The sequence below is a fragment of the Lacibacter sp. H407 genome (assembly GCF_037892605.1).
Lineage (GTDB): Bacteria > Bacteroidota > Bacteroidia > Chitinophagales > Chitinophagaceae > Lacibacter.
The window spans coordinates 3,426,382-3,448,882 of sequence record NZ_JBBKTU010000001.1 but is presented as its reverse complement, the minus strand read 5'-3'; the positions used below and the strand labels follow the sequence as shown (position 1 = coordinate 3,448,882).

Genomic DNA, 22,501 nt, shown 5'->3' with positions numbered 1-22,501 from the left:
CTGATCTACTAAATAGTTTTTAATGAAAAAATTACTCATCATATTGTCTGCTGCATTTGTTCAGCTCTCTTGCGAAAAAGAGGCTGATTATAATGCCAGCTATACGGCCGGAACTTCCGAACTGCATTCGTTTGTAAAAATTGTGAATGCGTATCCTTATGCGCAGCCTTCATTTTCAGGACAAACAAGTGCTGCGTTTCGGTTTATTTACAACGGCGAATTACTTACAGGTGTGCCTACTGCTGTGGGTTCAACTTTTCCTGCTGCACCGGAATATTATTTGATCTCAAAATCAAAAACGAAAAGATATCTGGATGTGAATCTTTCATTGGGCACCCCACCTGCTGTTACAAGGGATTCCTTTTTGTTCCGTCAAACCCCTGTTGCATTTGAATCGCAAAAATATTACAGTATGTTCCTTTGTGATTCATTACGCAGAAGTGATCGCTTTCTGGTATTGGAAGATGATATCAAAATTCCACAAAACGATACATCGTATCGTATCCGTTTTGTGAATCTCATTCCAAACCCTCCAGGCGCAACTCCGGCGATCGATGTGTATACATATACAACTGATTCTTTGATCTTTTCAAATGTCAGGTTCAAAGGAGCTACTCCGTTCATTGAATTAAAACGTGTTACCGCAGCTACCACATCCAATCAATTCAAGATCAAATGGGCTGGTACCAATACGGTGATCGGTACTGCATTGAGTGTAACCACCGCCAATAAAATGTCGGCTACACTTGTCGCAAAAGGTTTTGTTGGCGCTACGGGTTTACGTGCACCGGGGTTAATCGTGTACCGGAACAAATAACATATTTAGTAAAATTGTTAAAACCTTCTATACAAGTTGTATAGAAGGTTTTTTTCTTACTTTACATTCAAACAAAAAACAGTGAAACCTATTGTAGCACTTTCTTTTTTCCTTTTATTTGTTCATCAAATAGCAATCAGTCAGGCAAATGATTCAGGCATTGCACGGATCATTACGAATATCCGTCAACTGCATGAATTGAACCCCTCGGAAAAATGTTTCTTGCATACCGACAAACAATTTTATCAGCCCGGTGAAACGGTGTGGTTCAAAACCTATCTTACGGTGAACGATCTGCCGGTTGTACTCAGCAATGTTGTGTATACCGACTTTAGTGATGCAACTGGAAAAATCTATGCAAAGTCAATGTGGAAAGCGGAAAAGGGAACAGCTACCGGAAATATCTTTGTTCCCGATACGCTGGCAACAGGCATTTATCGCATCCGCTCCTATTCATTGTGGATGCTGAACGAGCCCACAACTATCAACGAACAGTTTGTATTTATCCTTGGGAAAAAAGACCAGAGTAAATCTTACCATCTTCCTGCATCAGCTGTTAAAGTAACCTTCTTTCCGGAGAGCGGAAGTTTAGTTGAATCGATAGAAAATAGTCTGGCTTTTCGCATTACGGATGTTAATTCTGTACCTGTAACAGATGTAACAGTAGACTTGATAGATGAAACAAAGAAAGTAGTTGGCAAACCTGCTGTATTCGAAAACGGAACAGGACTTGTGAAATTTACTCCGGAGCCTGGAAAGAAATATAGTTTATTGGTAAGCCTTAATCTGAATAATCGTCAAACGTTCCCTGTTCCTGAGATTGTAAAAAATGGAATGGCATTAAGTGTATCTAATTTATCAGCTTCAAAAATTTTCGTACAGGCAAATGCTTCGGAAAAATTTATGGATGAAAATAAAGTGATTTCAGTAGTGGGACAACAATATGGCAAAACAGTATTTACACAAACATTCAATTTCGATGAAGCACAAAATGCTTCGATTATCAATAAGAAAACATTAGCTGAAGGACTGCTCCAGGTAATTGCATTGAACAGTCAACTTCAACCGATCGCAGAACGATGGGTTTGGGTTGAAATGCCCGTAACAAAAAATCTGACAATAACCACAGATTCACTTTCATTTGAACCGAAAGGGAAAAACAAATGGCAGCTGAATTATTCAGGCACAGAGATACCCGAACTCTCTGTTTCGATAATTCCGGCCGACCTTCCTGCTTATTCGTTTGTCAGTCATCCGGATATTCGTGCTTACCAGTTACTGCATTCGAACAATAAACAACCGGGGTTTGTACAAAATAATATCCCGCCGCTTTCTGCCGAATTGAAGAGTCTTTACCTGGATGCACTTTTATTGACCGTACAACCCTCACGTTTTTCATGGCAACAAGTAAGCACCGGTAAACAACCCGATCTCCGTTATTTTTTTGAAACAGGAATTTCAATCAGAGGTACGGTGAAAAAAGACAAGGAAAGTATGCAGTTTGATTCGAGCAAGATCGACATCATTACCAAAGCAGCTGATTCAAGTACCATTTTTTCAACTGCCAAGCTCGACAAAAAAGGTGCGTTTGCCGTTAACGATCTTCACTTCCGGAAACAGGCATCGGTTTATCTGCAGGCAACAAATAAAGAAAAGAAAAAAAGCAAACTGGAATTTGAACTCCTGCCAGGCTACCTTGATACACTTGGAAATAAAATTACACCTGCTTCCTTTCGCCCGGCATTCAAGGAACTTACCACAGCAAAAGACGCAAGCAATAATTTTGTAAAAAACTACAGTGTTTCAGCACTCGGTAAAGAACTTACCGAGATCGTTGTGAAAGGAAAAAATAAACAGGAAATACGTCTCGACTCGTTGAACAAAACATTAACCTCGGACCTCTTCCGTGAATCGGAGTTTACAAAAGCACCTGATCAAAATTTTGGGTATATCAGTTTTGCACAGTTATTCGAACAGGAATTTTTTGGATTTCGATTTAATACCGGTTATGAAAAGATCGGAGGAATGGATGGCACTCCTGCTTCGGGTCTTGCGAGTGGCGACATGATCAGCTACTACCTCAATGAGCAACCGATCTCAGCAGATGAACTAAACTTTATTAATCCCAATGAAGTGGTACTTGTAAAAGTTAACCGCAACGCAAACCTCCATCTCGGACAGATGGGACCAGGACCAAGCGTCTTGATTTACACTGTCAGAAAAAACTATAACCGTTCCGGATTTGAAGCATCCCAACTTACCGGTTACTCTATACCGTTACAGTTTTACAACCCTGATTTTTCACGTTCAGAACTACGCAATACAGAAGACCGACGCACTACCCTGCTTTGGCAACCGCAAGTAAAATTCGAAAACGGAAAAGCAACCATCCGCTTTTTTAATAATGATTATACAAAGAAGTATAAACTTGTAGTGCAGGGAATCGATCAGAAAGGCAACTTGTATTACCTTGAAAAAATTATCGAATAGCATTTATACAAGAAACGCTCCGGACATCCGGAGCGTTTCTTTTTATTCGACGTCAATTTATTTAGAAGAACACCGCATTACACAGCATCAACTTTCCATTCTCCCAGAAATTGCGGAATACAATATCATCAGTAATATATACAATCGAACCACGACCGATTGGTTGTGCGCCAAATAGTAATCCATCTTTCAAACGGTCCTTCAACCTTGAACCAACAAAACCGGCCAATTGGCCTTCCTTCTTCACAACACCTACATTCCAGCCACCACTCATAAAGTCGTAAATATTATCATCCATTTTTAAGGTGAAATAATAATTGGGATAACCAAATGCCAACGGATGCGTATTATCCAATTCCACTTTGTAGATAGAACCCGGAGTGATGTTGCGTACATAATCACGTTCACGGTTTTCAAAGATTGTTAACGGAGCATAGGGATCTTTTTCTTTTTCCTTTGTGGTTGGCTCGTCCGCTTTCTTTGGCTTCAATCCACTCCAATCAAGGCGGGCAAATGCTGCAACAGCTGATTCGAGTGCTACCACTTTTCCACCTTTGCTGATCCAGTCACGCAATTGATCCGAAGATGTTTTATCGCTCATAAAACGATAGTTGCCATCGGGCATAATGATCACATCTGTTTCCAGCCAGTTAATACGGCTGATATCATTTGCATATACTAACGATACCGGGTACTCTAATTCTTTATCAAAGAAATGCCAGATCTCACCGGCACCCAACGAACTTACTCCTTCGCCTGTAAGCAGAACAACTTTTTTAAATTTCAACGGTGTAACAAGATCGCTTCCAAAATCACCACCATTGTCTACAAAACCTGTTGCAACAGGATAAGTTTTTACGTTCGCAGCGTTGGCAGCATCCGTAACATGTTTCCACAACTGTGGTCCTGTTGATTTATTACTTGTTTTCATTATTATGATAGAGCCTCGATCAAACTTTTGTCCATTCACTTCAAACGGCACTTCACTATAACGAAGGGTAATTCCTTTTTGTAATAGCAAACCGGCAGCTTTTGCACTTTGCACACCCTCCCATTTGATCACATACGCATAGGCATCAGTTACAGCATTGCTTACAGTCGCAGGTTTTTGATACGCACCTGCATTGATCTTTTCCTTCGAAGCAAACGCCTGCAATCCATATGCATAAGGTAAACTCCATGCCGTAATATCATAAGTGGCAGAATCGCTGAGTTTTGATTTTGGCTCAAACAATACCTGCACCATGGCAGAGCGTGGTTGAAATGCACTTACCACAATATCACTACCGGAAATACTGAAGCTTTCTTCCTTGCCGGTAAAATAATTGTATCCTTTTCCTGCACCATTTCCACTGCCGTATTCTATTCCGTTTTTATCGAGTAACTGTGTTAATGCCTGAATCTTTTCTGCATCTTTCGGATTGCTTTTGATCACATAGGTTTTATAATCACCAAAACCTGTACTTACACCTTTATTGAAAAATTTCCGGAACTCAGTTATAAGTTTATTAGCGTTGATCGATGAAATTTCAACTGTACTGATGCCTGTTGTGTAATGATGAATCGCACGATCGTACAATGTAAGTGTATCACCTTCTTCTGTTAAGGCTGCAGCTCCACCGGCCGGACCACCACCCTGCTCATACGTCATACCAATTGCTCCATTGTATGTAGGATAGGTATCACCATAAGACGGATAAAACAAATCGAAACGCAGCTTGGTAAAATACAACCAACCGTTTGCATCAAAATATTTTGCATGATTTTTTCCGATGGTAGTTTGAAAATCACGTTGCCATTGTGTGATCACTTCATGAAACGGTTCTGCAGCCGGTGCAAAATAATACGGTTCGTTAATTCCCTGCTCGTGAAAATCAACATGGATCTGCGGCATCCATTGATTGTAGAGTTTCATGCGTTGCTGACTTTCAACCTGTGTTTGCCAGGCCCAGTCACGATTCAAATCAAAATTGTAATGATTGCTTCTGCCACCGGGCCATGGATCACGGTGTTCACGTGTATCCATTCGTGGATTTGCTTTGGTACCTATAACGGAGTTAAACCAGTTTACATAACGGTCACGCCCATCCGGATTGATACAAGGATCGATCACCACAACTGTATTTTTCAACCACTCTTTTGTTTTTGTATTGGATGGATCAGCCATTGCATACACAGTCAACAAAGCAGCTTCACTGCTGGATGTTTCATTACCGTGCACATTATAACTCATCCACACAATGGCCGGAGCATTTTCGTTTGGTGCAGCACGATCTTTTGTAAGATTGGCCAGGCGAAGATTGTTTACACGGATCGCTTCCAGATTGCCCATGTTTTCTTCAGTAGAAATAAACGCAACCATCAACGGACGGCCTTCATTTGTTTGTCCATATTGTTGCAGCTTCACCATCTTCGGAGCATTGGTTGCTACATGCTGAAAATAGCTTACCACTTTCCAATGAGGTGTATAGCGGGAGCCAACTTTATAACCAAGAAACTGTTCGGGGCTTTGCAATTGAGCAAATGCGCCTGCAGTAATACAAACTGCAAGCAGAAGGGATACAATTTTTCTCATAATTTATAATATGTGTGCAAATTAAAAAAAGCGACCAACATGGAGTCAGCCGCTTATCATACAGTTGGTTTAAATCGTGTCGAAGATAAGCGGAGTTTGGATGTAAAAAATTAATTTCGGTAAAATTTTCAACATGAGGCTTATTCCTGCTTTTCTACTTGTTTTATTGGTTCTCCAAACGCAGGGACAAATCAATCCATACAACTACTCGATCGAAAAGAAAATAACCGTTCAAAAGGGAGCAGTTGTAACTGCACATCCGCTTGCGAGTAAAGTGGGTGTGATGATTTTAAAAAAAGGAGGAAATGCGTTTGATGCAGCCATCGCTACACAGTTGGCCTTGGCCGTGGTATATCCCGGCGCAGGAAATATTGGCGGCGGTGGATTTTTAGTGGGCCATACAAGTAAAGGACAAAGTATCGCACTCGATTACAGGGAAAAAGCACCATCCGCTGCAAGCAGGGATATGTATCTCGATAAAGAAGGGAATGCACAAACCTCAATCAGTCAAAATGGACATTTAGCTTCCGGTGTGCCCGGCACCGTTGCCGGATTGTTTGCGACGCATGCTTATGCAAAACTTCCGTTCAAACAATTAATTCAACCCGCCATTGACCTGGCAGAAAAAGGGTTTGTAATTACCGAATCAGAAGCAAGCAGCTTAAATGCTACGATGGGATCGTTTGTTCGATACAGCAGCAAACAACATGCGTTCATTAAATATGGTGGATGGAAAGCTGGTGATACATTAGTACAAAAAGATTTGGCAAACACACTCAAACGCATTCGTGATGGAGGACAAAAAGGATTTTATGAAGGTGAAACAGCCCGGTTAATTGTTGCTGAAATGAAACGTGGTGGTGGAATGATCTCATTGGCCGACCTGAAGAATTATAAAGCTGCCAAGCGGGAAGCAATGCTTTCGAACTATAAAGGTTATACCATTATCGGTATGCCTCTCGTTAGCAGCGGCGGTTTACTCATTCAACAAATGATGGGTATGACGGAGCCACGAAATATTGCACAATATGGTTTTCATTCATGGCAGGCCGTGCAATTGATGGTGGAAGTTGAACGCCGTGCGTATGCCGACCGTGCTGAATTTCTAGGCGATCGTGATTTTGTAAAAGTGCCGGTTAAAAAACTTACTTCACCTGAGTACTTACGGGAACGCATGAGCGATTATGACATGAACAAAGCCGGTAACAGTAAAACAACCGGTCATGGCAATGTAGATCCGCAAAGTGAAGAAACAACACACCTCAGTGTGTATGATCAATGGGGTAATGCAGTAGCAGTAACAACTACACTCAATGGCGGCTATGGCAGCAGAACCGTTGTAGGAGGTGCAGGTTTTTTATTGAATAATGAAATGGATGATTTCAGTATTAAACCCGGCGTACCTAATATGTATGGTGCATTGGGAACAGAAACCAATGCGATAGCGCCAAACAAACGCATGTTGAGTTCAATGTCGCCAACAATTGTATTGAAAGATGGTAAACCTTACTTGGTGCTTGGTACGCCGGGAGGTACAACGATCACTACGCAGGTTTATCAAGTGTTACTGAATACACTCGAATTCAATCTTAGTTTGGAAGATGCGGTTTGGAAACCACGCTTCCATCACCAATGGTTACCCGATGTTGTGTATGTGGAAAAAGCATTTCCCATGGACGTACGAACAAAACTGGAAGAGATGGGCTATAAAATTGTAGAACGAAATAATATCGGCCGGTTTGAAGCGATTAAGATTGTAAATGGTAAAGTTGAAGCCGTTGCAGATAATCGTGGTGATGATCATGCAGAAGGATATTGACAAGTGCGAAGTAAAAAGTTAGAAGTACGAAATACAAAAAACAACAGGCAATAGCCAATCGGGGAAAAATAAAACAAACACATTTTGATTAACACGCCAACTCACAACCCATAACTTTTAACTCATAACATGTCAATAGCAACAGCCTTCCTCACATCTTACATCAAACGCATCAGTTATTACAAAGAACTGGCTGATAAAACATTTGAACAACTGAGCGAAGCCGATTTTCATTTTCAGCCCAATGAAGTGAGCAATAGCATCGCCATCATCATACAGCACATGGCTGGCAATATGAAAAGCCGTTTCACCAATTTTTTAACCGAAGACGGCGAAAAGGAATGGCGCAACCGTGATACAGAATTTGAAGAACAACAACTTAGCAAAGAAGAATTATTGAAAAAATGGGAAGATGGTTGGGCTTGTGTCATGAACGCAATAAATCAGCTTACAGAAGATGATCTGTTAAAAACCATCAGCATCCGCAGCGAAGAACTAACGGTGATGGATGCCCTCAACCGCCAAATGGCGCATTATCCATACCATGTAGGACAAATTGTTTTTATTGGACGGATGATAAAAAACAAAGAATGGCTGAGTCTTTCCATTCCAAAAGGAGCATCCGATGAATTTAACCGGCAAATGAAGAAATAAGATACATGATCACTCTTTCGCAAATACCCGGCCGCACTACAATGATCGATGGAAAGGAATATCATTTCTTTTCCGGGTATTCTTATTTGGGGTTGGGTATGTTGCCGGCATTTACTGATCTGGTAAAAAAAGGAATTGATCAATACGGTGTTGTTTATCCTTCTTCCCGAATTTCCAACACAGCACTTGATCTGTATGCTAATACGGAAGAAGCTTTGGCCAATTATACGAATACGGAAGAAGCCGCTTGTTTCTCTTCCGGCTTCTTATCGGCACGTACAGCAGTAGAAGTGGTGAAGGAAAAAATGAATGTGTACTATCTGCACCATACCCACCCTGCTTCAACTGCATTAGATGGATTAAAACAAATACCGGCAGAACAAAGCTGGACCGATTTTTTAACTGAACGTGCTGCTGCAAATGAATTTCAGTTCGGATTGGTGGCAGATAGCATCAATCCAACACCTGGTCGTGTAAACGATTTTTCTTTTTTAAAAACAACACCGGCCACCTTCAACATCACACTCATCATCGACGATTCGCATGGTATTGGCTGGTTGGGTGAAAAAGGCGAAGGTATCCGCTCATTCTTGCAACTGCCCTATTCCGTTGAATTATTACTCAACTTCTCTTTATCTAAAGCCTTTCATATCAACGGAGGCGCTGTCTGCGGCTCACGTAAATGGTTAAGCGCTGTTCGCCGGCATGTGAATTATGCCACCAGCACACCGCTCATGCCTTCATTGGCGTTTGCATGGCTGCATGCGGGGCATTTGTTTCAGCAACAACGGGAAATTTTGCTTCAAAACATAGATTACTTGCAAAAGCTGACAACAAACAATACATTTGTGGCCAATGAAGGAACGCCTGTGTTTGTGCTGGCAAAAAAAGGGATCGCCCCTTACCTGCTCCAAAACCATACGATCATCTCTTCCTTCTCCTATCCTCATCCTGAAAGCGATCCTGTAAACAGAGTCGTTGTGAATGCCCTCCATTTAAGATCCGATCTTGAAAAACTGGCTCAATTGATTGAGCAGTTTTAAACACATCGACAATCATTTAAACAAATACAAACAGATGAGATCATTCTTTTTCCTGCTTACAGCATGTACCCTTTTTGTTGCCTCTGCTTCTTCCCAATCACTTGGTAAAATCTATTATGGAATTAAAGGCGGATACAACTATTCGCTTGTATCCTACACAGCTGCCGAAACAGAAGGCGCTCATGGCGGTTATGCAGGTGTAATGATGAAGATACCTTTTGACAATCGCTTGTTTTTTGCACCACAGATCGATTTCAATTACCGTGGCATGAAAGCAAAAACACTCCCTGCAAATGAATTAAGCAAAGTAACAGAATTGCAGATCCGTGTAATGCCTGTTGTACAGATTGATTTCAAACATCCAGACAAAAATGAAAACACCATGTTCGTAATGATCGGGCCATCGCTTGGTTTCGGTGTTGGCGGTAAGCAGGTAAAGCAAGATCAGAATGGTACGCCCATAAAAGGAAAGTTGAAATATGGATTCCAGGATTATGGACAATATGATGCAAGCTGGCACAGTGGTTTAGGTTACGAAACAACCAATGGTTTGCGCCTGTTGGTTGACTATGCATTCGGCCTAAGCAATATGATGAACCGGGATGGCGGACCAAGCATCAGATTTCATACCATCAGTGCAGGTGTAGGCTATTGGTTTGGTAAGAAAAAATAAGACCTTTACACCTCATAACTTAATCTCCGACCATCATTTATGATCAGGTATAATCCGAAAGAGTGGTTCACGTTTATATTCCGTTTACATAAGTCGGATACCATTCGTAAACTCTCCCCTCTTTTACTGGGCATTGCTGTTTACTCTGCACTCATTGCTGTACTCGAACAGGAAGTGCTGAAACTATCCGACAACAGCCATGTAAAAAACATACCTCTTATGCATAGCCTTATGGGCTTTGCGATCTCAATGCTGCTGGTATTTCGTACTAACACTGCCTACGATCGTTGGTGGGAAGGACGTAAACTATGGGGCGCTTTAGTAAACAACAGCCGCAACCTGGCCATTAAGCTCTCAGCCATTTTGAAAGCAGATGATAAGAACAACCGTACTTTTTTCAGCACCAGTATTCCTTTTTTTGCATACAGCCTCTTGAACCATCTTCAACAGGAATCAACCAAAACAGCCTTGTTTGATGAAGATGACCATGGGCATATTCTGGCAAAAATCGATCAGGGTAAACACATCCCTAACCAGGTAGCATCCCAGTTGTTTAACCGGGCTTATCACCTTCATCAGCAGGGAAAAATTACCGGCGACGAATTGATCATTTTGAATGAAGAATTGAAATCATTTACGGATATATGCGGTGCCTGTGAGCGGATCAAGAATACACCTATCCCCTTTTCGTACAGCGTATTTATCAAGAAATTCATCTTCATTTATGTAATGACCTTACCATTTGGTTATGTTTTCAGTATGGGCTACTATGTAATACCAGTTGTAACCTTTGTGTTTTACGTGTTGGCAAGTCTTGAACTGGTGGCGGAAGAAATTGAAGATCCGTTTGGAATAGATGCCAACGATCTTCCAATGGAAAAAATTGCTTCCAACATCAAAAAGCATGTACAGGAAATTCTTCACTAACGGGGTTTCATAATTAATTGCAAAGCTTGTATAATTTACTGTTTTGTCTTTTTGTTTTGTTAAGACTGGCATTGAATTGGCTGATAGGTGCCGAATGGTTATTTTTACACATCAAATACCTTGGCACGAAAAGTACTTAAAATACTATCCCGCATTCTCTTAGTCTTGTTACTGCTGTTGATCACAGTATGGTTTCTTGTTCAGTTAACTCCCGTACAAAACTGGTTATCACGAAAAGCAGCCAAATGGCTTTCGCATGAATTAAAGACAGAGGTAACGGTAAAACATGTAGAGTTTTCCCTTTTCAATAAAGTGTTGCTGGAAGGTGTGTTGGTGAAAGATCGGAACAAAGATACGCTGGCTTATATTGGCCGGGGCGGTGTAAATGTAAGTGACTGGTTTTTTCTCCGTGATAAAATTGAGCTGAGTTATATTTCCCTGGAACAAACAAAGATCTATCTCCATCGCAGTGATAGTGTATGGAACTACCAATTCCTGATTGATTATTTTTCGGCACCCGCTTCCACCAAAGACACAACCAAGCAACAAACTGATCTGAGACTTTCAAACATTGAACTGAAGCAAATCACCTTGATCCAGAAAGATGAATGGCTTGGGCAAACCATTCAGGGCAACCTGCACTATCTGAAACTTGATTTTAAAGCCTTTGATCTACGAAAGAAAATAATTGATGTGGCCGATGTTGATATTACATCACCCTATTTTTCTATTTCGAATTATACCGGCAAAAAGATAAAGAGTAAACCAAAGCCCGACAGCGCTTATCACACCGATGAAATTGTAGCCGGCTTAAAACAATCGGGCTGGATTATAAAAGCCAATGTGATCAACCTGAAAGATGCAGAATTCAGAAGTGATCGATATACAGAACGGGAACCACTTGCCTACTTTGATGGAGCCCACGTACATTTTAAAAATATCACCGGCACATTTACCAACCTTCTTTACATTGGCGATACACTCACCGCTAAAATTCAACTGAAAGCAAAAGAAAGAAGTGGTTTTGAAGTGAAGGAGCTGAGATCGGATTTTACATTTCATTCGAGTGCAATGGAATTCACCGACCTGCTTGTACGCACCAATAAAAGTTTGCTTAAAAATTATTTTGCTTTTCGGTTTGAACAATTTGGTCACGACATGAGTGAATTCATAACCCATGTGCGGATGGACGGAAGATTTGAAGACAGCGAATTACATAGCGATGATATTGCTTTTTTTGCGCCTGAATTAAAAGACTGGAACGATCGCATCTCTATCAAAGGAAAAGTAAGGGGTACGGTTGATCATTTAAAAGGTACCGATGTTGTTATTACTACGTTGAAGCAAACAGTACTCGATGGGAATTTTACATTGGATGGGTTACCTGATATCAATAGTACATTCCTTGATTTAAAAGCAAACAGGTTGCAAACATCGTATTCTGATGCGGTATCAATTTATCCAGATCTGCGGAAGATAACAGTTCCTGCCCTTTCAAAGATCAGTTACTTCAAATTCACCGGTAATTATACCGGCTTCTTTAAAGATTTTGTTACCTATGGAACAATTGAAACAAACCTGGGAAACGTTGTTACTGATATTAACCTCAAGCTTCCCGACGGCAGTGCACCTATCTATTCAGGAAAAATTAAAACAAATGGTTTTGCATTAGGCACTTTTTTGAATGATCCTTTATTAGGCACCATTGTAATGGATGGCTCTTTGAAAGGTCGTGGCTTTAATCCAAAAACATTGTTTGCTGAGGTAGACGGAAATATAGCAGCGATATATCTGAATGGTTACACCTACCGGAACATTACAGCTAAAGGTATTTATGAAAAAAGGAAGTTTGATGGATCGCTTGTTGCAAACGACAGCAACCTGATTGTAAACTTAACAGGGCTTGTTAACTTTAATTCAGACACACCTGTTTATAAACTGAGCGGCGATATTTATAAGATCAATTTTAAAGAGCTTGGGCTGTTGAATAAAAATATCAGTTTAAAAACATTTGCTGTACTTGATTTCAAAGGTAAAACAATCGATGACTTTTTAGGAACAGCTAATTTACAGAATGCTGTACTAACAAAAGATGGTGATACATTATCGTTCGACTACCTTACACTTTCTTCAGCTTATGCAGAAGGTAAAAAATTGTTAACTGCCAGCAGTAATGAAATTGAAGCAACCTTACGTGGCGATTTTAATATTCTTGATTTACCCACCACTACACTTTCGTTCCTGCATAATTATTTTCCCTCCTACATACAGAGACCTTCGAAAATTGTAAAGAATCAGAATTTCACATTCGATGTAGTAACAAAAAACATTGCAGAATTCATCGACATTTTTGAGCTGCCCGTAAAAGGTTTTGACAACAGTACTATCAGTGGCGGCATCAATACAAATGAAAGTAGCTTTAACCTAAAAACAAATGTTCCGTTTTTCCAATACAATAAAATTGGATTTAACGATGCAAACATTATTGCAACCGGCGATTATAATAAACTGAATGTTGACGGCACCATGCTGGAAGTGAAACTGAACGACAGTATCAGTTTACCACAAACAACATTTAAAGTTATAGCAGCAAACGATACAGGATCTGTAAGCATTCGTACCAGAGCTACACAAACGCTGAAAGATGCGAACTTAAATGCACGCATCAGCACAAAGCGTGAAGGGATCGGAATTATTTTCCAACCATCCACCATCGTCGTTAATGAGAAGGTTTGGAACATTGAAGATAAAAGTGATCTGTTCATTGGTAAAAAAATGATCCACTCCGAAAGCTTCAAGTTAAATTCCGGCAACGAAAGTATTGTTGCATACACGAAACTCTCAGGTATCTCTAACAACGAAGATTTTGTTGTTGAATTGAAGAATGTGCAAATGGGCGACATTATCCCCTATTTCCTGAAAGATCCACGATTGGAAGGACAGGTAACAGGAACGGTGGACATCATCAATCCATTCGGCAAAATACAGGCAGAGGCTGATTTGAAAGCAGAACGTTTCCGTTTTAACAATGACTCCATCGGCCTTGTAAGTATCAAAGGAAATTACAGCGCTGAAACAGGCGACATCAACACAGAAATTATTTCAGACAATCCTTCCTATGAATTTTCAAGTAAGGGGAAGATCAATCTGAAAGATTCAAACAATGTGGTGATCGATCAACTGGTGGATGCAAAATATTTAAAGCTGAGTATTCTGCAGCAATATCTGTCGATCATTATGACGGATATGAAAGGGGAAGCATCCGGCCTTATTCAAATAACCGGCAATGCATCTAAACCTGATCTCATCGGCAATGTAAAGCTCAATAATACTTCGTTTGTACTCGACTATACCAAGTGTCGTTATTCTATGAACGAAGGAACTGAAATTGCCTTTAAGAAGGGCGAGATCGATTTTGGTAAGATCATACTCACGGACACGGCTAAACGCACGGCAACTTTTTCCGGAAAACTGTATCATCAGTTTTTCAAGGAGATGGGGTTTGCAATGCAGTTCAGTGCAAATAATGCAGCCCGTGGTTTCCAGGTATTGAATACCACCAAGAAAGACAACGATCTTTTTTATGGAAATGTAGTGGCCGATGCAAGCGGGTCAATTCGTGGACCTGTAACTGATATGGTATTGAAACTACGTGCAGAGCCAACCGACAGTTCGCATATCTATCTTCCTACATCCGATACACGGGTAACCGGCACGGCCGACTTTATTGTATTCCGCAAGTATGGTAAGGAAATGAAGGTGGAATCCAATGTAAAAGAAACGTCGCACATGTTGGTTGATCTGGATGTAATTGCCAACCCACTTGCCAAAATTGATTTGATATTGGATGAAGTAACCAATGATGTGATACAAGGTCAAGGATCAGGAAATCTGAACATCATTGTAAATTCCCGAACCGGAACAAGTATGGGCGGACGATTTAATATTACAAAAGGACTCTATACTTTTAATTGGGAGAAACTGATCAAGAAACGTTTTTTTATCAATAATGGTTACGTAGAATGGAATGGCGACCCATATGATGCTCAGATCAATATTGATGCAAAGTATGTTGTCGACAATATTGCGTTACCGGAAGATCTTGCAAGTGGTTGCAGCAGTAATGAGCGAAGTACAATTACTGTAGTAAGTAATTTATCGGGCACATTAAGCAAACCATCTATTTCATTCCGTTTCGAATTACCACCAGGGCACCCGTGTTTAAACAATCCCATTACTGTAAATGGGCTTGAACGGATGCGTTCCAATCCAAATGAATTAAACAATCAGGTATTTTCGTTATTGTTTTTCAATCAATTTTTATCAGGTGGTTCTAATTCATCGAGTGCAGCTGCAAATATTGGCAGTAGTGTAATTACATCGGCAGCAGGTACTATTTCAGAATTTATTGCACAGCAGGTGCAGGCAGGTTTAGGCGTTGCTTTGCGCAATATACCCGGCATCAATAAATTAAATCTGGATCCGTATGTAACGTTTACGCCTGGTCTTATTTCCGGTTCGCAAGCGCAAACACAAGGCTTTCAGGGAACTGGCCGATTTGGAATTACCCGTCGCTTATTAAATGGAAAATTATTATTGAAAGCAGGTGGTTCTGTATTGGTAAACACCGGACAAAACACACCTATTCAAAACAACAACCAGCTTACGCCCGATTTTACCTTGGAGTGGTTAATCACACCAGATGGTAAACTTCGTTTGATCGGCTTTTACAGAAGCGTTTACGATGTGCAATGGAGAAGCGGTAACCGTGCAGGTATCAGTTTCTCCTATGTAAAAGATTTTGAAAAAGGAGATTAATTACTTCAGGATGTTATGTCCCATTTTATCCCGTTTTGTTTCCAGGTATTTTTGATTGAATTCATTCGGTGCAATGCTGATGGGCACTGTATCAACAATTTCAAGTCCATACCCAAGTAAGCCGGCCCGTTTCTTTGGATTATTACTGATAAGTTTCAGCTTTGTTACATTAAGTGTACGCAATATCTGCGCACCAACTCCATAATCTCTTGCATCCATAGGTAAACCAAGATGCAGATTTGCTTCCACCGTATCCATTCCCTGCTCCTGCAGTTTATATGCTTTGAGTTTATTCAGCAATCCAATACCACGACCTTCCTGATTCATATACAACACAACACCCTTCCCCTCCTTCTCAACCATTTGCATGGCACCATGTAACTGATCGCCACAATCGCAACGCAGCGATCCAAGAATATCGCCTGTAAAACAAGATGAATGTACACGCACCAAAACAGGTTCGCCCTCTTTCCATTCACCTTTGATCAACGCCAGATGCTCTTGTGCGGTTTCTTTTTCCCGGAATGCGACCAATTGAAAATGCCCAAAGGCGGTTGGCATTTCCACCCGTACAACTTCTTCAATTAATGAGTCTGTTTTCAATCGATACTCGATCAAATCTTTGATCGAAATGATCTTCACATCAAATTTTTCAGCGATCAATTCCAGTTGAGGTAAACGGGCCATGCTTCCATCTTCATTCATAATTTCTACCAACACGCCCGCAGGTTCCAAACCAGCTAAACGAGCCAGATCGATCGTTGCTTCTGTGTGCCCGGTTCTGCGTAAAACGCCGCCTGGTTTTGCACGGAGAGGAAAAATATGTCCCGGACGAGCGAGGTCTTCGGGTCTGGTGTCTTTATTGATCAGGGCAAGAATTGTTTTCGAGCGATCGTGTGCAGATATGCCGGTGCTGGTTCCCTGTCCGATCAAGTCAACAGAAATGGTAAAGGCCGTTTCATGTAGTGATGTATTGGACGAAACCATCGCATCCAGTTGTAATTCACGACAACGTTCATCCGTAAGGGCAGCGCAAATCAGCCCTCTGCCGTTCTTGCTCATAAAATTGATCACTTCCGGCGTTGCGTGGCGGGCAGCAATAATAAAATCACCTTCATTTTCACGGTCTTCATCATCCACCACGATCACCATCTTTCCCAAACGAATATCTTCAATAGCACTTTCAATAGAATGAAGCATCTCTCAGTTTTAAGCCGCAAAGTTAGCTGAAAACTGAAGTCTATCCACAATTGATTCACATCTGTTGAAACGAATCAAATGAAATTGCAGCAAGTTGGTGAACAGTCCTGTCTTCTTTACGAAATGTTAATATTTCTTTGATATTTGAAGGTAAGTTTATCGTTTATTTGCACTCGTAAAACTAAAAAGTATGCTAAAAATCAAAAAACTGCTCTTTGTGATGATGGCTACATTTGTTACCCTTGCTGTTGGTGCACAGGTAACAACCAGTAGTATTTCAGGTTCTGTAAAAGACAAAGCTGGTGCCGAATTAGAAGGTGCTACTATTACTGCAACCCATCTTCCTACAGGAACTACTTATTCTACCGTTTCCAAAAAAGGTGGGATATTCAATATTCCCAACGCAAGAATTGGCGGACCTTACAAATTGAAAGTAGAGTATGTTGGTCAGAAAGCTTACGAAGTTGAAGGTTTCAGCCTCGCACTTGGTGAGCCATATGATATTCGTGTTGATATGAGCGAAGATGTGAAGCAGATTGCTGAAGTTGTAGTTACCGGAGGCAGACGTGCTGCAATTGAAAAAACAGGTACCTCAACAAGTATCAATAACAGGTTAATTACAACAATTCCTTCCATAAACCGGTCTGTCGCAGATTTTACACGTTTAACTCCACAGGCAAACGGTAACAGTTTTGCAGGTCGTGATGCCCGTTATAATAACATTCAAATCGATGGTGCAAACCTGAATAATAATTTTGGTTTGAGTAACGATCCACTACCAGGTGGAGGTAACCAACCAATTTCTTTAGATGTAATTGATGAGATCTCTGTAAATGTTTCTCCGTTTGATGTTTGGCAAGGTAACTTTACGGGTGCTGGTATTAACGTTGTAACAAAAAGCGGTACCAATACTTTTAAAGGAAGTGCCTATACTTTATACCGTAATGAAAAATTCAACGGAACGAAAGTGGCATCTACAAAACTCCCTGACCAAACAAAGCGTACGAATAATATTTATGGTTTAACTGTTGGCGGACCGATCATTGAGAATAAATTATTCTTCTTTGCGGGTGGTGAATATGAAGTTGAAACTCGCCCTGGTATAACATGGACTCCTACAGGTGGATCGGGCGCTAATAATATTTCACGTGTATTGGCAACTGATCTAAAAGCATTGTCTGATACGCTTAACAGAAGATATGGATATCAAACAGGTGGTTATGATAATTTCCCAAATTTTACCACAACCAATTACAAAGTATTTGGCCGTATCGACTGGAACATCAGCAAAGTGCACAAATTAACTGCACGTTATAATGAAATGGTTGGTGATCAGGATATCATTACCAATGCTACGTCAATGCCAAACAACCCGAACTATACTGTTCCGGGAGGTTCAGGCACAAGAACAAACTTGCCACAAAGCCGCTTTGGACAGTTTGCAATGTCTTACGAAAATTCGATCTATGCATTTCGAAATATTGTACGCACAGGTGCAGTAGAAATCAACAGTTCAAAAGGTGGCAAATGGTCCAACCAGTTATTGGCAACATTTACATTAAATAAAACAACCAGAACAACACCAAGTACGTTGTTTCCGTTTGTTGATATTTTTGATGGTGCCGGCAACAACTATATCAGCTTTGGACGTGAACCATATTCAAATAACAACGATGTAACCAACCGTATTTTTAATATTACCAACAACTTTAAATATTTTGTTGGTCGTCATACCCTCACCGCAGGTGTTAATTACGAGCAACAATTTGTTGGAAATATGTTTATGGCGGGTTCACAAAGCTACTATGCGTTTCGTGACCTGAACGATTTCTATAATAACGCAACTCCGGTTGCGTACACCTACACTTATTCGCTTGTTCCTGATAAAACAGATGGCAATGGTGGTGTGTATTCTGCGGAGATGAAAATCGGTCAGCTGGCAGCTTATTTACAAGACGACATCAACTTCAACGAACGCTTCAAAATGACTGTTGGTTTGCGTGTGGATGTTCCAATTTATCTTGAAAGTCCATTGGAAAATCCAACTATCAAAGCATTTACATTCCCGGGTGCTGATGGCAACCCTACAAATTATAGTACTGGCAAATGGCCGAAGGCTTCTCCAGTATTCAGTCCACGTGTTGGTTTCCGCTGGGATGCTGTTGGCGACAAGAGTTTGATCGTTCGTGGTGGTGTTGGTTTATTTACAGGTCGTTTCCCGTTTGTATTCCTTACCAATATGCCATCTAACAGTCAGATGTACCAAGGTAACGTAGCACTTACAACTCCTGCTCAATTAGCAGGTATTACTTTTAACCCTGATCCAACCGCATATCGCAATCAGTTTCCTTCAACTGCTGGTGGTCCTTTGCCATCTGGCGCATCTCCTGTACTGGTTGATCCAAACTTTAAATTTCCTCAGGTTGCACGTCTCAATATTGCAGCAGACAAGCGTTTAGGTGGTGGATGGTCAGTTACATTTGAAGGTATTTTCAACAAAGATGTAAATGCGATCCGTATGCGCAATGCAAATGAGAAAGCTCCAGATACCAGGTTTAATGGTGTTGACACACGCCCCCGTTATTCGTTAACAGGTAATGGTGCACCAGCTTTGGCATTACGTCGTCTTTACCCTTCTTTACCCACTGCAATTGTACTTGAAAACACAAACAAAGGTGGTGGTTTACAATTATCAGCACAGTTGACAAAAAGTTTCAGCAAGGGCTTCTTTGCAACAGCAGCGTACACCTATACGGCTATGTTTGATGTTACCAGCAACCCTGGCTCAACAGCAGCATCAGTTTGGAACAGCACAGCCACTACTACCACTCAAAATGATTTGCAGCAAGGCTGGGCAAATAATGCGATCCCGCATCGTTTTATTGCTTCAACAGGTTATACATTCAAATACCTGAAGGCATTGTCAACAACTGTAACACTTTTCTATGAAGGCTCTCCTCAGGGTAACTTCAGCTACGTGTACCAGAATGATATGAATGGTGATGGTAACGCAGCTGATTTGATGTACATCCCACGTAATCAAAGCGAAATTATTTTCGTTCCAATTACCGGATCTACACCATTTACTGCACAACAACAATGGGATGCTTTCAATCAATTTATTGAGAACAGCTCATTAAAAAACAGAAGAGGTGGATATACAAACAGGAATGAAGCATTGTTACCATGGGTACACAATGTGAACCTTCAGGTTCAGCAAGACTTCAGTTTTAATATTGGCAACCGCAAACACACTTTCCGTTTACAGGCTGATGTGTTGAACTTTGCTAACATGCTAAACAAAAACTGGGGTGTACGTTACAATAATTACTCTGGTAACACAAATAATGTAACTCCATTAGTGTTTAACAGTGTTGATCCAACTACAGGCGCACCCAGATATACAATGCAAGTTGTTAGTGGTCGTCTCCCAACAACTCCGTTCCAGTTGAACAGAAGTGTTACAAGTGTATGGGGCGCACAGCTTGGTCTTCGTTATATTTTCTAATATATTCAGACCTTATACAAAAAGAACCGGTTCAAATGAACCGGTTCTTTTATTTATCAGAAGATCGTTAAGCAGATTATTTCCCCCATCCCCATTTCAAAAAGTCAGGGAACGCTTTGGCCCAGGTTGGCACATCGTGACCGCCATCTGCAAGCTCAACATAACGGATAGCACTATCAGCATATCCTTTCTTTTTTAATTCGCTGATCAGGTCTAAAGCATCATCAATGGAATCGATCACACCATTGTTGTTGCGATCAAGTTTTTCATCTAATAATCCGGTTTGAAAAAAGAACTGTAAGCCTGGTGATGCAATGCCATCTCTTACCTGGTTGTGCATAATGCGATCGGCTTCATCTGTGTACCCATCATCGTATGCTTTTTGCCGCCACCATAATGAACCTGAAAAAACTCCAACCTTGCTGAAAGCTTCGGGATTGTTCCATACAAGATCGAGTGCCATCAAACCGCCCAATGAAAATCCTGCAAATGCTTTTTCTTTAAACTGAACAATGTTGTACTGCCGGTGTAAAAAAGGCAACAGCTCTTCAAAAATAAAACTGGTATAATCGGCTGCTCTTGCGCCACGGCCCAGGTAATCGGGCTGACTGGCAATTCCATATTCCATTTTACGTTCGGTACCACAATGAATACCTACACACAGAAGAGGCTCGATCTTATCTTGTTGATACAGATCACCCAGAATTTCAGCAAATGGCATTTTTGGAAGATCCTGCCCATCATTGATCAGCAGCAGATTGATAGTTTCCGGTTTTAAGACATGCGTAGGCAGATAAATATCCAGCTTCACATCACGATCCAGATGTACGGAATATATTTCTTCATTTTCCACAACGATACGCATCCTTTTCTCCATAAGCATAACATCAAAAATAAGAAAATGAAGTGAAAATATTTTTCATAAGTGCAGCATTCTTCGGGAATTGTGTACTATATTAATGCAAAAATCAACCGGAGTTCGTCAGCAACAATCATTCATCTCAATCTTAAATAATTGCATCATGAAAAAGATCGGCATTTTACACGGTAAAGAACGCTCGTTTCCACAAGCTTTTGTTGAACGGATAAACAGTAAAAATATCCCGGGAATAATGGCGGAACCTGTACGTATCGACAAAGTGGTACAAGGTGTAAACAATGGATATGCAGTGATCATTGATCGTATATCGCAGGATGTACCACACTACCGTGCTTATTTAAAGAACGAAGCCATTACAGGAACTGCTGTGATCAACAATCCGTTTTGGTGGAGTGCCGATGATAAGTTTTTCAACAACTGCCTTGCAACAAAAATTGACGTTCCTGTTCCGAAGACGGTGATCCTTCCTTCAAAAGATACACCCGATGATACAGGTGATGAATCGTTCAGCAACCTTGCCTTTCCAATGGACTGGGAAGGAATGTTCAACTATATTGGTTTTCCGGCTTACATGAAACCGTATGCAGGCGGCGGCTGGAAAAATGTATACAAACTCCGTAGTGCTGAAGAGTTTTTTGAAAAGCATGCAGAAACCGGACAATTGGTGATGTTGCTGCAGGAAGAAATTGTGTTTGAAGAATATTACCGTTGCTATTGCATTGGCCGTAAGCATGTACGTATCATGAGTTATGAGCCACGTAATCCGCATCACTTACGTTATGTTGCCGATTTTCAACCATCAGCAGAAAAACTAAAGATGATGACGGAGATCGTACTTCGCATCAACAATTATCTCGGCTATGATTTCAATACTGTTGAACTTGCCTTACGTGATGGCGTGCCTTATGCGATTGATTTCTGCAACCCCGCTCCTGATGCAGACCTTGCAAGTGTTGGACAGGAAAATTTTGATTGGGTAGTGGAGGCATCGGCATCCTATGCAATTGAACGTGCACTTGAACAAAAAGACGGAGCTGACAATTTAACCTGGGGCGAGTATGTAGTACGTGGTGCAAATAAACAGCCGTTGTATTAAT

General features: G+C 40.9%; 13 protein-coding genes. 10 read left to right on the top strand and 3 right to left on the bottom strand.

Translation table 11 applies throughout. The features are described from left to right. The first annotated feature begins 22 nt into the window (after nt 1–22). Together WG989_RS14985 and WG989_RS14980 are read left to right on the top strand one after the other, a co-directional pair. Nucleotides 23–817 (top strand): hypothetical protein, encoded by a 795-nt coding sequence (locus tag WG989_RS14985; protein ID WP_340430564.1) that lies wholly within the window; start codon nt 23–25, stop codon nt 815–817. 81 nt (nt 818–898) lie between these two features. Further along, a complete protein-coding gene (locus WG989_RS14980; protein ID WP_340430563.1) occupies nt 899–3,307 on the top strand; it encodes a hypothetical protein in 2,409 nt (802 codons plus the stop codon). Nucleotides 3,308–3,368: 61 nt separating this feature from the next. Here WG989_RS14980 and WG989_RS14975 read toward each other — a convergent pair whose 3' ends face one another. Then, complete coding sequence (locus WG989_RS14975) at nt 3,369–5,882, bottom strand: M14 metallopeptidase family protein (RefSeq protein WP_340430561.1); 2,514 nt, start codon at nt 5,880–5,882, stop codon at nt 3,369–3,371. Between the two features lie 133 nt (nt 5,883–6,015). On the opposite strand from WG989_RS14975, the gene ggt reads away from it, so the two are divergent. The 6 genes from ggt (at nt 6,016) to WG989_RS14945 (ending at nt 15,816) form a co-directional block, all read left to right on the top strand. Then, complete coding sequence (gene ggt / locus WG989_RS14970) at nt 6,016–7,701, top strand: gamma-glutamyltransferase (protein WP_340430559.1); 1,686 nt, start codon at nt 6,016–6,018, stop codon at nt 7,699–7,701. A gap of 129 nt (nt 7,702–7,830) precedes the next feature. Beyond that, nucleotides 7,831–8,355 (top strand): DinB family protein, encoded by a 525-nt coding sequence (locus WG989_RS14965; RefSeq protein ID WP_340430557.1) that lies wholly within the window; start codon nt 7,831–7,833, stop codon nt 8,353–8,355. A gap of 5 nt (nt 8,356–8,360) precedes the next feature. Further along, on the top strand, nt 8,361–9,398 hold the full coding sequence (locus tag WG989_RS14960; protein WP_340430555.1) for an aminotransferase class I/II-fold pyridoxal phosphate-dependent enzyme: 1,038 nt from the start codon (nt 8,361–8,363) through the stop codon (nt 9,396–9,398). Between the two features lie 34 nt (nt 9,399–9,432). Beyond that, nucleotides 9,433–10,071: a porin family protein gene (locus tag WG989_RS14955; RefSeq protein ID WP_340430552.1), complete on the top strand. Its 639-nt coding sequence runs from the start codon at nt 9,433–9,435 to the stop codon at nt 10,069–10,071. 39 nt (nt 10,072–10,110) lie between these two features. After that, nucleotides 10,111–10,998: a bestrophin family protein gene (locus WG989_RS14950; RefSeq protein ID WP_340430550.1), complete on the top strand. Its 888-nt coding sequence runs from the start codon at nt 10,111–10,113 to the stop codon at nt 10,996–10,998. A gap of 120 nt (nt 10,999–11,118) precedes the next feature. After that, nucleotides 11,119–15,816 carry a translocation/assembly module TamB domain-containing protein gene (locus tag WG989_RS14945; protein WP_340430548.1) on the top strand — a complete coding sequence of 1,566 codons (4,698 nt, stop codon included), beginning with the start codon at nt 11,119–11,121 and terminating at the stop codon, nt 15,814–15,816. Here WG989_RS14945 and WG989_RS14940 read toward each other — a convergent pair whose 3' ends face one another. Then, nucleotides 15,817–17,016: a bifunctional 3,4-dihydroxy-2-butanone-4-phosphate synthase/GTP cyclohydrolase II gene (locus WG989_RS14940; RefSeq protein ID WP_340430546.1), complete on the bottom strand. Its 1,200-nt coding sequence runs from the start codon at nt 17,014–17,016 to the stop codon at nt 15,817–15,819. It lies immediately after the preceding gene. A 190-nt stretch (nt 17,017–17,206) separates the two neighbouring features. On the opposite strand from WG989_RS14940, the gene WG989_RS14935 reads away from it, so the two are divergent. Further along, nucleotides 17,207–20,524 carry a TonB-dependent receptor gene (locus tag WG989_RS14935; protein ID WP_340430544.1) on the top strand — a complete coding sequence of 1,106 codons (3,318 nt, stop codon included), beginning with the start codon at nt 17,207–17,209 and terminating at the stop codon, nt 20,522–20,524. A gap of 76 nt (nt 20,525–20,600) precedes the next feature. Here WG989_RS14935 and WG989_RS14930 read toward each other — a convergent pair whose 3' ends face one another. Continuing rightward, nucleotides 20,601–21,407 (bottom strand): alpha/beta hydrolase, encoded by an 807-nt coding sequence (locus WG989_RS14930; protein WP_340430542.1) that lies wholly within the window; start codon nt 21,405–21,407, stop codon nt 20,601–20,603. A 139-nt stretch (nt 21,408–21,546) separates the two neighbouring features. Here WG989_RS14930 and WG989_RS14925 point away from each other — a divergent pair, with 139 nt between their 5' ends. Then, entirely contained in the window at nt 21,547–22,500 is a 954-nt protein-coding gene (locus tag WG989_RS14925) for an ATP-grasp domain-containing protein (RefSeq protein ID WP_340430540.1), read from the top strand. The last annotated feature ends 1 nt before the right edge of the window (nt 22,501 follow it).

Excerpts from the sequence above, each read along its gene's own strand:
- WG989_RS14985 (WP_340430564.1), top strand. The coding sequence starts at position 23 with ATGAAAAAATTACTCATCATATTGTCTGCTGCATTTGTTCAGCTCTCT.
- WG989_RS14955 (WP_340430552.1), top strand. The coding sequence starts at position 9,433 with ATGAGATCATTCTTTTTCCTGCTTACAGCATGTACCCTTTTTGTTGCC.
- WG989_RS14935 (WP_340430544.1), top strand. The coding sequence starts at position 17,207 with ATGCTAAAAATCAAAAAACTGCTCTTTGTGATGATGGCTACATTTGTT.
- WG989_RS14975 (WP_340430561.1), bottom strand. The coding sequence starts at position 5,882 with ATGAGAAAAATTGTATCCCTTCTGCTTGCAGTTTGTATTACTGCAGGC.
- WG989_RS14930 (WP_340430542.1), bottom strand. The coding sequence starts at position 21,407 with ATGCTTATGGAGAAAAGGATGCGTATCGTTGTGGAAAATGAAGAAATA.
- WG989_RS14925 (WP_340430540.1), top strand. The coding sequence starts at position 21,547 with ATGAAAAAGATCGGCATTTTACACGGTAAAGAACGCTCGTTTCCACAA.
- WG989_RS14965 (WP_340430557.1), top strand. The coding sequence starts at position 7,831 with ATGTCAATAGCAACAGCCTTCCTCACATCTTACATCAAACGCATCAGT.
- WG989_RS14950 (WP_340430550.1), top strand. The coding sequence starts at position 10,111 with ATGATCAGGTATAATCCGAAAGAGTGGTTCACGTTTATATTCCGTTTA.
- WG989_RS14960 (WP_340430555.1), top strand. The coding sequence starts at position 8,361 with ATGATCACTCTTTCGCAAATACCCGGCCGCACTACAATGATCGATGGA.
- ggt (WP_340430559.1), top strand. The coding sequence starts at position 6,016 with ATGAGGCTTATTCCTGCTTTTCTACTTGTTTTATTGGTTCTCCAAACG.
- WG989_RS14940 (WP_340430546.1), bottom strand. The coding sequence starts at position 17,016 with ATGCTTCATTCTATTGAAAGTGCTATTGAAGATATTCGTTTGGGAAAG.